General features: G+C 70.8%; 9 protein-coding genes. 3 read left to right on the top strand and 6 right to left on the bottom strand.

Annotated elements, in window-relative coordinates:
* Positions 1-73: 73 nt before the first annotated feature.
* Positions 74-1,855 carry an ABC transporter substrate-binding protein gene (locus FHR04_RS00115; protein WP_139399710.1) on the bottom strand — a complete coding sequence of 594 codons (1,782 nt, stop codon included), beginning with the start codon at positions 1,853-1,855 and terminating at the stop codon, positions 74-76.
* Positions 1,856-2,071: 216 nt separating this feature from the next.
* On the opposite strand from FHR04_RS00115, the gene FHR04_RS00110 reads away from it, so the two are divergent.
* From FHR04_RS00110 to FHR04_RS00100, 3 genes are read left to right on the top strand one after another with little or no spacing between them, the layout of a single operon-like run.
* Entirely contained in the window at positions 2,072-2,845 is a 774-nt protein-coding gene (locus FHR04_RS00110) for a GntR family transcriptional regulator (protein ID WP_139399708.1), read from the top strand.
* Positions 2,842-3,768, top strand: coding sequence for an N-acetylmuramic acid 6-phosphate etherase (gene murQ / locus FHR04_RS00105; RefSeq protein WP_170213788.1), 927 nt, complete (start codon positions 2,842-2,844; stop codon positions 3,766-3,768). The genes FHR04_RS00110 and murQ overlap by 4 nt, the downstream gene beginning before the upstream one ends.
* Positions 3,765-4,790 carry a serine hydrolase domain-containing protein gene (locus tag FHR04_RS00100; RefSeq protein ID WP_139399706.1) on the top strand — a complete coding sequence of 342 codons (1,026 nt, stop codon included), beginning with the start codon at positions 3,765-3,767 and terminating at the stop codon, positions 4,788-4,790. Before murQ ends, FHR04_RS00100 begins: the two co-directional genes overlap by 4 nt.
* Here FHR04_RS00100 and FHR04_RS00095 read toward each other — a convergent pair.
* The 5 genes from FHR04_RS00095 to FHR04_RS00075 form a co-directional block, all read right to left on the bottom strand.
* Positions 4,765-5,808 (bottom strand): SIS domain-containing protein, encoded by a 1,044-nt coding sequence (locus FHR04_RS00095; RefSeq protein WP_139399704.1) that lies wholly within the window; start codon positions 5,806-5,808, stop codon positions 4,765-4,767. The two genes, FHR04_RS00100 and FHR04_RS00095, sit on opposite strands and share 26 nt — an antisense overlap.
* Positions 5,809-5,923: 115 nt before the next feature.
* The gene (locus tag FHR04_RS00090) at positions 5,924-6,673 is read right to left on the bottom strand and encodes a response regulator (protein WP_139399702.1); all 750 of its coding nucleotides are present in this window, start codon (positions 6,671-6,673) and stop codon (positions 5,924-5,926) included.
* Positions 6,674-6,727: 54 nt separating this feature from the next.
* Positions 6,728-7,474, bottom strand: coding sequence for a response regulator (locus tag FHR04_RS00085; protein ID WP_249038896.1), 747 nt, complete (start codon positions 7,472-7,474; stop codon positions 6,728-6,730).
* Positions 7,471-10,416: an Hpt domain-containing protein gene (locus FHR04_RS00080; protein WP_139399700.1), complete on the bottom strand. Its 2,946-nt coding sequence runs from the start codon at positions 10,414-10,416 to the stop codon at positions 7,471-7,473. Before FHR04_RS00080 ends, FHR04_RS00085 begins: the two co-directional genes overlap by 4 nt.
* 32 nt (positions 10,417-10,448) lie before the next feature.
* A complete protein-coding gene (locus tag FHR04_RS00075) occupies positions 10,449-12,713 on the bottom strand; it encodes a methyl-accepting chemotaxis protein (protein WP_139399698.1) in 2,265 nt (754 codons plus the stop codon).
* Positions 12,714-12,754 lie beyond the last annotated feature (41 nt).

Raw genomic sequence — 12,754 nt, 5'->3', positions numbered from 1 at the left:
CGGGGTGGGCCGCAGGTGTAGGAACGGCAGGGACGGTGGCCACGGCCCGCCGCGCCCCTGCCTGAGGAGTGGCTTACTTCTGGTAGATCAGCGGAACGGGGTTGTAGCCGGGAATCACGCCCAGGTTGTAGATGTAGTTGCCGTACTTGTTGCTGATCGCGCCGATGTTTTCCGGCTTGGCAATCGGCGTGACCGGCAGGTTCTGGGCGAACAGCAGCTGCCAGCGGGTGTACAGCGCCTTGCGTTTGCTGGCCACGGTGGTGGTGGCGGCCTCATTGAAGATGTTGTAGATCTCCTTTTCCCACCCGGCCATCTTCGCCAGGTTGGGCGCGGCACCGTCGGTGGCCGGCTGGGTGCTGCGGTGCCAGAAGTACAGCGAGCCGCCCGGCTGCCAGATGGGCTTGCGCAGTTCGGGATCCGGCTGATCGCCGAAGGCCGCCAGAATGGCCTCGTAGTCGCCCGACAGGCCGGTGGACAGCAGCTTGCTGCTCAGCACGCCCTTAAGGTTCACCTTGACGCCCAGCTTCTTGAAATCGCTCTGGAGGATGGTGGCCATCGCCGGGTACACCGAGCTGTCGGTACCGTAGGTCAGGTCAAATTCCAGGTTCTTGCCGCCGGGGACGTTGCGAACGCCGTCGCCGTTGGTGTCCTTGACGCCCAGCGCGTCCAGCGCCTTGCCCGCCGCCGCGAGGTCAAACTTGCCCAGCTGCGCCTTGGTGTTGGTGTACCACTGGGTGTTGACCGGCGCGACGCCGTGACCCGGCAGGCTGGCCAGACCGTTGTAGACGGTGTCAATGATGCGCTCGCGGTCGACGGCACTCTGCATGGCGCGGCGGAAACGGGCGTCGCCGAACAGCTTGGACAGCCCGGCGTCCTTGGCATCGAAGTTGTAGGCCAGGAAGGGCGGGCTGCCGAACAGGGCGGTAGAGCGGATCACCTTGAACGGCGCGCCCGCGACCTCCTTGGACTTCAGATCGGGGAACTGCGCGCCGCTGATGTTCAGCTGATCCAGGTTGCCGGCCAGGAACTGCGCCACCTGCGCCTGCGGATCGCGGATGATCAAGAAGTCCAGCGCGTTCAGGTAGGGCAGCGGCGTGCCGCTGGCGTCCACCTTCCAGTAGTTGGGGTTCTTGACCAGGCTGACCTTCTGGCCCGCCGTGTAGCCCGCGAGCTTGAAGGGGCCAGTCCCGACGACTTCAGCGGGCGCGACGTTGGTGGGCCACGCGTTGTTGATGTCGGCGGCCTTGGCCCCACCGTCCTGCGAGAACTTGGCGAGCTTGTGCTGCGGCATGATGAAGTAGCGCTGCTGCAACAGGAAGGCGGGCGCGGCGCGCGGCAGGCCAAACTGCACGGTGTTCGCGTCCACCTTCTTGATGGTGATGTCCTTGCCGTCCAGCTTGAAGTTCCCGGCGTCGCCCGCGCGGGCTTCGGGGTTCATGATGATGTTCTTGTACGAGAAGACCACGTCGTCGGCGTTGAAGGCCTGACCGTCGCTCCACTTGACCCCCTGCCGCAGCTTGAAGGTGTAGGTCTTGCCGTCGGGGCTGATCGTCCAGCTCTCGGCCAGCGCGGGCTCGATCTTGTAGGTGTTGAAGTTGAATTCCACTAGCCCGTCGAACAGCTGCTGCGAGATCAATCCCAGGTTGTTGTCGATCACGCCGTAGTAGAACAGGCTCTGCGGGCTGTCGCCCAGCGCCAGGGTCATGCTGCCGCCCGCCTTGCCCTTGACGACGCCCAGCGAGCTGTAGCCGTCCACCTTCTTGGGCGCGGCGTGCGCGCCGCCGATCAGGGCGAGGGAAATCAGGGCCAATACAGGACGACTCAGGGCGGAACGTGAACGGGAATAGGTGGACATCGAAGACCTCCAGGTGGGGGCGGGTGCCCCGGACGGGGGCGAGGACATGCGTTGCGGGGGAGGGGTGGTGGGGCGGGGCATGACGCGCCAACCCGGCACACGGCCCAGATCCGGGCCTGAACGTGAACTGTGATTCTCATCCAGTAGCTTAGTACCACTTTGGGGCCAATGGCAAGCCCCTTGCCAAAAGGTTCGGGAGTGGTATGTTCTGCAGACATGTCCGCCACCTCACCCCCCTGGGCCATTCCGCTGGACGCGGCCAGCGCCCTGCCCGTCTACATGCAAGTCGCGCAGGGACTGGAGCAGCGGATCGTCAGCGGCGATCTGCGCCGGGGCAGCGCCCTGCCGGCCGAGCGCGAGCTGGCGGCCGGCCTGCACGTATCGCGCGTGACCGTGCGTCAGGCGCTGGCGCTGCTGGCCCAGCAGGGGCTGCTGACCCGCAAGCACGGCAGCGGCACCTTCGTCACGCCGCCCACGCCGGAGGAGCGGCCCAGCCGCACCCTGGGGCTGCTCAGCTCGTTTTCCGACGACGTGCGCTCGCGCGGGCAGACGCCGGGGGCGCGGGTGCTGGGCTTCGAGCACACCCGCCCCAGCCCGCAGGAGGCCATGAGTCTGGCCCTGTCGCCAGGGGAAAAGGTCTACCGCGTGCGCCGCCTGCGCACCTCGGACGGGGAGCCGCTGGCGGTGGAGGACAGCACGCTGCCGGCCGCGCTGGTGGGCCGGCTGGGCCATGCGGACGTGACCGACGCCAGCCTGTACGCGCTGCTGGCCACGCGCGGCCTCAACCCGGTGCGGGCCATCCGGCACCTGCGGGCCGTCAGCGCCGACCTCACGCTGGCCGAACTGCTGGGCCTCGCCCCCGGCGCGGCGCTGCTCGCCACCGAGCGCGTGTCGTGGACGCGCGGCGGGCGCCCGGTGGAGTACGCCCGCGCCCATTACCGGGGCGACCGCTACGATTTCGTGATGGAATTGCACGGAGACGGCGAATGAGCGCGGATTCACGCTCACCTGGCGCCCTCCTGCCCGATCCACGCCGCACCGAGGGCGTCCACCCGGATCACCCCGATCTGGATTGCCTGGAGATTCCCGAACTGGTGCGGGTGCTGGCCGACGATCAGCGTGGCGCGGTGGAGGCGGTGCGCGCGGCGGCCCCGGCCATCGCGCGGGCCGTCGCGGCGGCGCTGCCCCGCCTGGAACGTGGCGGGCGGCTGGTCTACGCGGGCGCGGGCACCAGCGGACGCCTGGGCGTGCTGGACGCCACCGAACTGACCCCCACCTTCTCCTGGCCGCCTGAGCGGGCCGTGCCGCTGATTGCCGGGGGTGACCGGGCCATCCGCGAGGCGGTGGAGGGGGCCGAGGATGACCGGGCGGCAGGGGCCGCCGATGTCGCGGCGGCGGCGGTGGGGCCGGACGACGTGCTGATCGCCGTGGCCGCCAGCGGCACCACCCCCTACGTGCTGGGCGCGCTGGACGCGGCGCGGCAGGCCGGGGCGCTGACCGTGGGGTTGTCGAACAACCCCGGCACACCGCTGCTGCGGGCCGCCGAGTGCCCGGTGCTGCTGGACACGGGGGAAGAGGTGATCAGCGGCAGCACCCGCCTGAAGGCCGGCACCGCGCAGAAGATCGCCCTGAACACCTTTTCCAGCGCCGTGATGGTGCGGCTGGGCAAGGTCTACGGCAACCTGATGGTGGACGTGCGGGCCACCAACGCCAAGCTGGAGGGCCGCGCCGTGCGGCTGGTGCGCCACGCGACGGGAACGGACGAGGCGGTGGCGCGTGAGGCGCTCTCCAAGAGTGATGGGAGCGTCAAAGTCGCCATCGTGACGCTGCGGCTGGGCGTCAGCGCCGAAGAGGCGGCCACCCGGCTGGAGGCGCACCACGGACATGCCCGCGCGGCTTTGGAAGAGCAATGATTCCCGAACGAACGCGCGAACTTCTGGAAAGGGCAGTGAACTCAGGTGGGTTGCCTGGGGCGGCGCTGGGCGTGGTTGACGCGGCGGGAAGACGGGACACCCTGATTCTGGGCCACGCGCAGCTTCAGCCGGAGAACGTATCGCTGCAAGAGGACTTCTTCTTCGATCTCGCCAGCCTGACCAAGCCGCTGTTCACCGCCCGCAACGTGATCCGCGCCGCTGAGCAGGGACGACTCGATCTGGACGACACGGTGGCGACGCACCTGCCCGAACTGGGCTGGATGCAGGACACGCCGCTGAAAACGCGCACCCTGCGCCAGTTGCTGACCCACACGGCGGGGCTGCCCGCCTGGGTGCCGCTGTACACCTGGGGCAGCGCCGACACCATCCGCGCCCGCTTCATGCAGGAGCCGTGGGCCATGCAAGAGGCTGGAGAGGTGGTCTATTCGGATCTGGGTTACGTCCTGCTGGGGCGCGTGCTGGAGCGGGTGTATGACAGACCTCTGCGGGAATTCGCGCTGGATTCCGGCCTGACGTTTGCCCCAGACCCGGCACACAGTGTCGCCACCGAGCGCTGCGCGTGGCGCGAACGAGTGTTGCGTGGAGAGACACACGACGAGAACGCGGCAGCCCAGGGCGGGCTGGCCGGACACGCCGGGCTGTTCGGCACGCTGGGCGGCGTGCTGGCTCAGGCCGAGCGGCTGCTGGGCGGCGGCTGGCTCTCCCCCGCCGCCCAGGCCGAGGCGACGCACCTGCAGACACCGGGCCGGACGCTGGCGTTCGTGGCCGCGCAACCCGGCTGGAGCGGCGGCAGCCTGTGCAGCCCGGCGGCGTTCGGGCACACCGGCTTTACCGGCACGGGGCTGTGGGCCGACCCCGCGCGCGGGCTGGCCTGGACGCTGCTGACCAACCGCGTTCACCCCACGCGCCACAGCGCCTTCGACATCCAGGGCCTGCGGCGGGCGGTGGGCAACACGCTGCTGGCGGGCCAGGGTCCTAGCGCGTCTTCGTCACCTTGCTGAGCAGTGGGGGCGCGTCGGGGTCCAGGCCCCGGCCCAGCGCCAGGTGCGCGGCGAACAGGTAGAAGGCCAGGGCGCTGGGCACCGTGTCGGTCAGGCCGTGCCCGGTGCCAGGGGTCCGCAGCGTGCTGCCGGCCGCCGGTCCCAGCGTCCGCAGATCGGCCCCGCCTTCCCGCAGGTCCGCGTACGCCGCCTCGGTGGCGGGCCACGCCGCGTCGTCGGAGGCAAAACCCAGCAGCGGCAGGCCCTCGGCCAGCAGGCGTTTGGGACCGTGGCTGAACTCGGCGGCGCTGTAGGCCTCGGCGTGGATGCCCGAGGTCTCCTTGAGTTTCAGGGCGGCCTCCTGAGCCACGCCGTAGTGCAGGCCGCGCGCCAGGATCAGCAGGTTCTGGGCGAAGCGGTAGCGCGCGGCCAGAGCGTTGGCGGCGTCCTCCAGCTCCAGCGTGCGGCGCAGCGCGTCGGGCAGGCCGTCCAGCGCCGCCCGCAGCCTGTCGTCCGGTCCCAGCGCCGCGATCACCGGCAAGAAGGCGGTCAGGCTGGCGAGGTAGCTCTTGGTGGCGGCCACCGCCCGCTCCTCGCCGCAGCGCAGCGGCAACACGAACTCGGCCGAGTGGGCCAGCTCACTGTCCTCCACGTTGACCAGTGCCACGGTCAGCGCGCCGCTCTCGCGGGCCATGCGGACATTTTCCACCACGTCCGGGCTGGCCCCACTCTGCGACACGGCGATCACCAGTGCGCCGCGCAGGTCCAGCCGCGTGCCGTACAGCGTGTGCACGCTCGGCCCCAGCGAGGCCACCGGCAACGACAGCTCGGTTTCCAGAGCGTACTTCAGGACCGTGCAGGCGTGATCGCTGCTGCCGCGCGCGATGGTCACGGCGTAGGGCGGGCGGCGCTCGCGCAGCACCGCTGCCAGCGCGTCGGCGGCCTGCGCGTTCTCGGACAGCTGCCGCGCGATCGCGTCGGGCGTCTGGCGGGCTTCTTGCAGCATCAGCGGATCGGCGGGCAACGAACGGGGCATCATGGGGCTACTGTAGTCAATTTCCTGGGCAGCCGCGCCCCGCAGTCCAGCGCGGCCACGCCAGACCCCACCGGCTGACCTGCGGAACTCGGTCAGCCGGTGAGGCACGGCCCGGACTTCAGTTCAGGGTCTTGAGGTCCATGCGCGTCAGGGCGATCACCAGGAAACCGTCCTGAGGATGGAAGATCGCCTCGCGCCCCGCGTAACGCAGGGTCACGGCCTGCAGTTCGTCTCCCAGCAGATGCTGGCCGATGACGCTGGCGGTGGCGACGAAATGCCGGGCGTACATGGGCAGGCGCTCCGCGGCGCCGGGCGTCCCGGCCTCGCCGCCGGCCAGCACCAGCTGCCCCTGGGCGTCCAGCACGATCAGGTCTTCCACGTCGCCCCGGCGGCGGTATTCGGCGATCAGGCGCTCCAGCTGACTGGGGGCGGCCGGTTCGGCGGCGGGGGCTTCGGCGGCTGCGGGCGCGGCGGTGAGCGCGGCGGCGGTCTGGGCCTCGGCGGCGCGCAGCAGGTCCTCGACCATCGGGATCAGCTCGTCGGGACTGAAGGGCTTACGCAACACGCCGTTGGCGCCGACCTCACGGGCCTGGCGCTTGATGTCCTCGTCGACGTTGCCGCTCATCAGCACGATGGGCAGGTGATCGAAGCGCCCGTCGCGGCGCAGCTCGGAACACAGCTCCAGGCCGCTCATGCCGGGCATGATCACGTCGGCCATCATCAGGTCGAAATGGGGATCGGCCGCCAGGGTTTCCAGGGCCTGTTCGGCGCTGACGGCACTGAACGAGTCCAGCGAGTGGCGTTTAAAGGTGATCTCCAGTGCCTTGCGGACACTGATGCTGTCGTCGACGATAAAGATCTGGGGCATGGGGTTCCTTTGGAGGGTGGAAGCGGGGGAGCGGGAAGGGTAGGGTGCCTTGGATCAGTGCGGGTGGGCGGACGTTTCGTCGAGGTCGACGGCGAGTTCCATCAGCAGCCGGTTGGTCGGGGCCGCCAGATCAGGCTGTCGGCCCGGCGGCAGGCTGGGGCAGTGGTAGAAGCGGAACTGGCCGCCGCCCTGCTCGCTGCGGCGCAGCAGTTCCAGCACCGCGCCCCGGCCCGCGCGGCCCGCGAACTCGGCGTAGGTCAGCCGCCCCTCGTGCATGGTCAGGTGGCCGCCGCGGGGCAGCTGGCCCGCCGCACTGACCGTGATCAGCCAGTGGCCGCTGCAGGACAGCTCGGCGGCCCAGTTCAGGAATTCGCTCAGGCTGAACGGCTCGAGCTGCCCCGAGAGCTGGGGCCGGGCGGTGGTGCGCAGCGGCAACGGATAGGCCGAGTCGTCCACGCCCAGCGCTTCGAGCGCCTCGGCCAGCACCTGCGGCCCGGCCGAGTTGGTGGCCCGTCCCGGCGCGCCGTGCTCGTCGTCGCCGATCAGGTAGATCGGGAGCGCCCCGGTGTGGGCGTCATCCTCCAGAATGCTGCGGAACTCGGCGCCGCTCATGTCGGTCATCTGCGCGTCACAGATGATCGCGTCCACCGGGGTGCGCTCCAGCTGGGTCAGGGCATGCAGCGCGCCGTCGGCCTGGATCACCGTCACCCCGGCCAGTTCGGCCAGGTGGCTGTACATCGCGGCGCGCGAGGCGTCGTTGAGCACCGTCAGGACCGAGAGCCCCGTCTGAAAAGCGGTCACGCGCCGGCCCCGGAGGTCGCCGGCACCGCGGCCTGGGCCAGCACGCTGCCGATCCGGCGCAGCAGCAGCGCCTCGTTGACCGGCTTGGTGAAGTAGTCGCTGGCGCCCAGTTGCAGCGCCAGACGCTGGTGCTTTTCCCCGGCGCGGGTGGTCATGATCATCAGCGGCACGTGGGCGGTGGCGGGACGGGCCCGCACGGCAGACAGCAGCTCGTAGCCGTTCAGGCGCGGCATTTCCAGGTCACTCACCACCGCGCCGAAGTCGGCGTCGAGTTGCAGCAGGTCCAGCGCCTCCTGGCCGTCGTTGGCCGTGACCACCGCGTAGCCGCCGTTTTCCAGCATGCGGCCCACCAGCCGCCGCACGCTCAGCGAGTCGTCCACCAGCAGGATGCGGGTGCGCTGCGCGGAGGTGCCGGCCGCGTCCAGCGGCTTGAGGAAGTCCTGCGGGCGGCGGGCCAGGCGGCCCAGGCCCGAAGGGTCCAGCAGCGGAAAGGCGTTGCCCGAGGCCGACAGCGCCGTGCCCGACAGGTATTCCAGTCCGCTGAGCAGCCCGCCCAGCGGCGTCACGCTGACTTCCTCGATCTGCCCGAAGTCGTCGACGCGCGCGGCCAGTTCCCCGGTGGGTGTGGCCAGCACCACCAGCCGGAAGGCCGACTCGTGCGCGCCCTCCTGCGGCTGGCCCCAGACCTCGCGCAGGTCGATCACCGGCACCGGACGGCCCTCGAAAATCAGCTCTGGGCCGGACTCGCCGCTCCCGATCTCGTCGGCGCGCACCTCGCGCAGCGCACGCACCGTGCCCACCGCGAAGGCCAGTTCGTGCCCGGCCACCTGCACCGGCAGCACGTCGATGATGCGGCGCGTGATCGGCAGGCGCAGCGTGAAGGTGGTGCCGACGCCGCGCTCGGTCTGGATCAGCAGTTCCCCGCCCAGCTGGCGCGCGGCGGTGGCCACCACGTCCATGCCCACGCCGCGTCCGGCCACCGTGCTGACCGCCGAGGCGGTGGACAGCCCCGGCAGCAGGATCAGCCGCGCCCGGTCCTCGGCCGACATCCGGTCCAGTTCCTGCACCGAGCGCAGGCCCTTTTCCAGCGCGCGGTTGCCGATGGCCTCCAGGTCCAGCCCGGCCCCGTCGTCCTGCACGCTGACTTCCAGAAAGTTCTGGCGCTCGGCGGCGCGCAGCCAGACCCGGCCACGCGCCGGCTTGCCCGCCGCCACCCGGTCTGCGGCGCCGCCGACACCGTGGTGCAGGGCATTGGTCATCAGGTGCATCAGCGGATCGGTCAGCCGCTGCAACACCGCGCTGTCGACGCGCACGTCCTCGCCCTCGCCGATGAACTCGAAGCGCTCCGAGTGGTCACGGGCCCAGCGCCGCAGCCGGAAGGCCGCCTGCGAGAAGGGCACCCGGCTGGTCTGGGTCAGGTCCAGCCGCAGCCGGCGCAGCAGCTTGCCCAGCAGTTCGTTGTCGCCCTGCAGCCCCACCACGTGATCCGACAGGCGGCGGCGCACCTCGGCGAAGTCGGCGCTCAGCTCGGTGATCGAGCGGGCCAGGATGTTCAGGTCGTTGTAGGTGTCGAATTCCAGCTCGTCGAACTGCTGGGTCAGGTTGGCCCCGCCCATGCTGTCCTCGCCCGTGGGCGCGGCGCGGTCCGGTGCGGCGCGCACCATGTCGGGGTTCAGGTGCCGTTCCTCGAAATCGCGCACGGTGCGCTGGAATCGGGCCTGCGAGTCCTGCATGGCGCTCTGCAGGGCGTCGAGCCGCCCCAGCGTCTGTCCCTGCCGCGAGCGCACCGTCACCAGTTCGCCCATCTGCTCCAGCAGCAGTTCGATCTGCCGCGCCGGAACGCGGATCGAGGCCGCTTCCTGAGGGGCCGTGGGGGTGAGCAGGGGCGCGTCCACAGCTGCAGGGGCCGGGGCGGCCGGACGAACCGGACTGATGAAGTCGTGCCCCCCGGCCAGCGCCGCCATCCGGGCGCTGAGCACCTGCAGTTGCTGGCCCAGACCACCCCCGTCGCCGCCCCCCTCGGCCACGTCCAGAATGTGGTCCATGCCGGCCAGCGCCGCGTCCAGCACCTCACGGGTGCCGGTGTCCAGGCGCAGGACGCCGTCGCGCACGCCGCCCAGCAGGTCTTCCAGGCCGTGCGCGAAATCGCCCAGGCCCGGCAGGCCCACCATGTACGAGCTGCCCTTGACGGTGTGGGCGGCGCGGAACATCACGTCCAGGTCTGGAGTCTGGTCCGCTGACGCGCCGCCCAGCTGCTCGCGCAGGCTGCCCAGGTGCTCGCGCACTTCCGGGGCAAAGTAGGACCAGACCTCGGCGTTCTCGCGGTGAAACTGCCGCAGCTCGGCCTCCAGCGCGGAGGCGTGGTCCGGGTCCCGGTCCGCCGGCGCCGGGTCATCCTCGGCAGGCAGGCGGCGGTGGTCCTCGGGTGGCCGGGGCTTGAAGGCTTCGGGGTGGCTGCGCAGCAGCGCCTGCAGCTCCGCCGCCCCGCCGCCGCGCGCAAAGGCCAGTCCCAGGTCACTCTCGCGCTCGCCGCGCAGGATGCGTTCCAGACCCGAGCGCAGGGTGGCGTGCGAGTGCCCCAGCAGGTCCAGGTACGCCGCGCGCGCCTCGCCGGACAGCAGCGGGCGGGAATCCAGCATCCGCTCCAGCAGGGCCGCCATCTTGGACAGTTGCGGAAACCCGTACAGGCCCGCGCTGCCGCGCAGCCGGTGGGCCAGCACGCCCAGACCTGCCAGCTGCGCGCCGTCTGTCGGTCCCGCCGCGGCCCGGTGCAGTTCGGCCAGTCCGGCGTCCAGACTGCCCAGCACCTCCCCGGCTTCTTGCAGGAACCCGCCCAGGAGATCGCTGTTCTCGCCCCGCTGCTGGGCGGCGTTCGTGGTGGCCTGTGCGTGTGCCTGTGCCTGTCCCGGCGCGGCGTGCCCTGCGGCAGTGTCCTGTGGCATTTGCAACTCCCCCTTCACCTTTCACCCACCCCCTAGGACGGCAACCGGAAGCGGGTCAGGCTGGCGTTGAGGTTCTGGGCCAGCGTCTGCAGCTGCTCGGCGGCGGCGCGGCCCTGGGTCACCGAATCCTGCGAGTCGCGGGCGACGGCGGCGATCTGCTCCACCGCGCTGCCCATGTCCTCGATGCCCTGCACCTGCGCCTGCTGCGACGTGGCGATGGTCTCGGCCAGCTGCGCGGACTGCTGCGTCAGCGCGCCGATCTCGCGCAGCCGCTCCCCGGCGGTTCCGGCGACGCGGTAGCCCTGCTCCACCTCGCGGGTGCCGTCTTCCACGCTCACGATCACGTCCTGAATCTCGGCCTGCACGTTCTTGATCAGCGTGGCGATGCGCGCCGTGGCCTGGCCGGAGGTGTCGGCCAGCTTGCGCACCTCGTCGGCCACGATGCTGAAGCGTCCGCCCGCTTCCCCGGCCCCGGCCGCCTCGATGCTGGCGTTCAGGGCCAGCAGGTTGGTCTGCCGGGCGATCTGCGAGATGGTGTCGACGATTTCTTGAATTTCGAGCGAGCGGTCCCCCAGACCCTTGATGCGCTTGGCGACGCCCTGCACCTCGCGGCGGATGTTCTGCATGCCGTCCAGCGTGCCGGTCACGGCCTCCTGGCCCTGCTGCGAGGCCTTCAAGGCGGCGCGCGCGGTCTCGGCGGAGTTCTGGGCCTGCAGCGCCACCTCGCGGATGGCGGCGGTGACGCTCTGCACCTGGGCCGCCACGCGGGCGGCCTCGGCGGCGGTGAGCTGCGTGCCCAGGCCGATCTGCTCGGTGGTCGCCAGCAGGGCCTGCGAGCCGCCCGTCACCGAGGTGGACGCCCGCTGCACGTCGCCCAGCACGTCGGCCAGCTCGGCGGTCATCAGGTTGATCGAGTCCACCACGTTGCCCAGCACGTCCTCGGTCACCTGGCCGCGCCGGGTCAGGTCCCCTTCGGCGATGTCCATGGTGACGTCCAGGAACTCGGAGATGTTGCTCTGCAGGCGCGTGGCCTCCAGGCGTTCGAGCTCGTTCTTTTCCTGGTTGCTCTGCAGCTGCGCCGACGCCTCGTTAAAGGCCACGGCCACCAGCCCCAGCTCGTCTTGGGAGTTGACCTGCACCGTCTGGCCGAAATCCCCCTGCGCCAGCGACCGCGCCGAGCGGGCCAGCTGCGAGAGTGGGTTGATGATGGCGCGGCTCACCGCCACCAGCAGCAGGGCGGCCAGCACGGTCAGCAGCGCCACGCCCAGCAGCTCCAGCAGCTGGGCGCTGCGCTGGGCCGCGAGGCGGTCGGCCAGCAGCCGGTTGACTTCCTCGCTGCCCAGGGTCACGGCGGCGGCGGTCTGCTCGGCGGCGCTGCGCAGGCTCCCCAGGCTGGCACGCTGATCGACACTGCGCAGCAGGTCCGCGTTGGCGGCGGTGGCGATGGCCTGGCGCACCGGCTCCAGGTTGCGGATGGCCGCGCCCAGGGTGGGGGTCAGGCTCTCGTCCTGGGCCTCGGCGTTCTTGATCGAGCTGAACGCGTCGTCGAGGGCCACACCCGCGCGAACCGCCAGGTCCCGGTACTGCGGCGCGATGATGTCCACCAGGTCGCGCTGGCCCTTGACCTCTTCGAGCGAGGTGGCCAGCGCGGTCAGGGCGGCCAGCCGGGCGCGCACCTCGGGCAGCCGGATCAGGGCCGCCTGGATGGCGAACGATGAGGTGGCCGTGGAGTCCAGCCGCAGGTTGGATTCCTGCAGCAAAACGTTCAGGCTGGGCAGCACCTGATCCTCGTAGAACTGCTTGTAGTTCGAGGCCAGCAGCAGTCCGGCGGGGCCGAGGTCACTGGCCTGCAGCTGCGTCCACTGCTCGGTCATCTCGGCCACGCTGGCCTGGGTGGTGTCCAGCCGCGCCGCGCCGGTGCTCTGTTCCAGGGCCGTCAGCGCCTGCGTGGCGGCCTCCTGCGCCTGGGTCGCGGCGGCCGCGTCCCCCTGAATCCGGGCGTCCACCAGGCTGGCCAGTTCGGTCTGGAAGCGCTGGTAGTCGGCAATCTGGCTCACGCCCGCCTGTTCCCGCTGGATGAAGTTGATGTCCTGCTCCCGGCCGCTGACGGCCAGAAACAGCAGCGCCGTGATGGGCAGCGCGAAGATGCCGGCCGTGAGGGCCAGCTTCTGGCCCACGCCGATGCGGCCCAGCAGGCTGCTGCGGTTCTGGCGGGGGGCGGCGGCGGCCGCTTTGCGGCGCGCAGGCTGGGGCTGGGCGGTGTTCAGGAAGGGATCGAGACGGGCGTTCTGGGACATGGGGTGGCTCCTTTGCCGGGACGGGTGAAGCTGACGGATCG

Origin of the sequence: Deinococcus radiopugnans ATCC 19172, assembly GCF_006335125.1 — a bacterium.
Classification (GTDB): Bacteria; Deinococcota; Deinococci; order Deinococcales; family Deinococcaceae; genus Deinococcus; species Deinococcus radiopugnans.
Note: the sequence above shows the minus strand (reverse complement) of the source record. Positions and strands in the feature narration are given on the sequence as shown.

Bases quoted from the DNA above. Each gene is read 5' to 3' on its own strand.
- murQ (WP_170213788.1), top strand. From the start codon at position 2,842: ATGAGCGCGGATTCACGCTCACCTGGCGCCCTCCTGCCCGATCCACGC.
- FHR04_RS00080 (WP_139399700.1), bottom strand. From the start codon at position 10,416: ATGCCACAGGACACTGCCGCAGGGCACGCCGCGCCGGGACAGGCACAG.
- FHR04_RS00100 (WP_139399706.1), top strand. From the start codon at position 3,765: ATGATTCCCGAACGAACGCGCGAACTTCTGGAAAGGGCAGTGAACTCA.
- FHR04_RS00110 (WP_139399708.1), top strand. From the start codon at position 2,072: ATGTCCGCCACCTCACCCCCCTGGGCCATTCCGCTGGACGCGGCCAGC.
- FHR04_RS00115 (WP_139399710.1), bottom strand. From the start codon at position 1,855: ATGTCCACCTATTCCCGTTCACGTTCCGCCCTGAGTCGTCCTGTATTG.
- FHR04_RS00075 (WP_139399698.1), bottom strand. From the start codon at position 12,713: ATGTCCCAGAACGCCCGTCTCGATCCCTTCCTGAACACCGCCCAGCCC.
- FHR04_RS00090 (WP_139399702.1), bottom strand. From the start codon at position 6,673: ATGCCCCAGATCTTTATCGTCGACGACAGCATCAGTGTCCGCAAGGCA.
- FHR04_RS00095 (WP_139399704.1), bottom strand. From the start codon at position 5,808: ATGATGCCCCGTTCGTTGCCCGCCGATCCGCTGATGCTGCAAGAAGCC.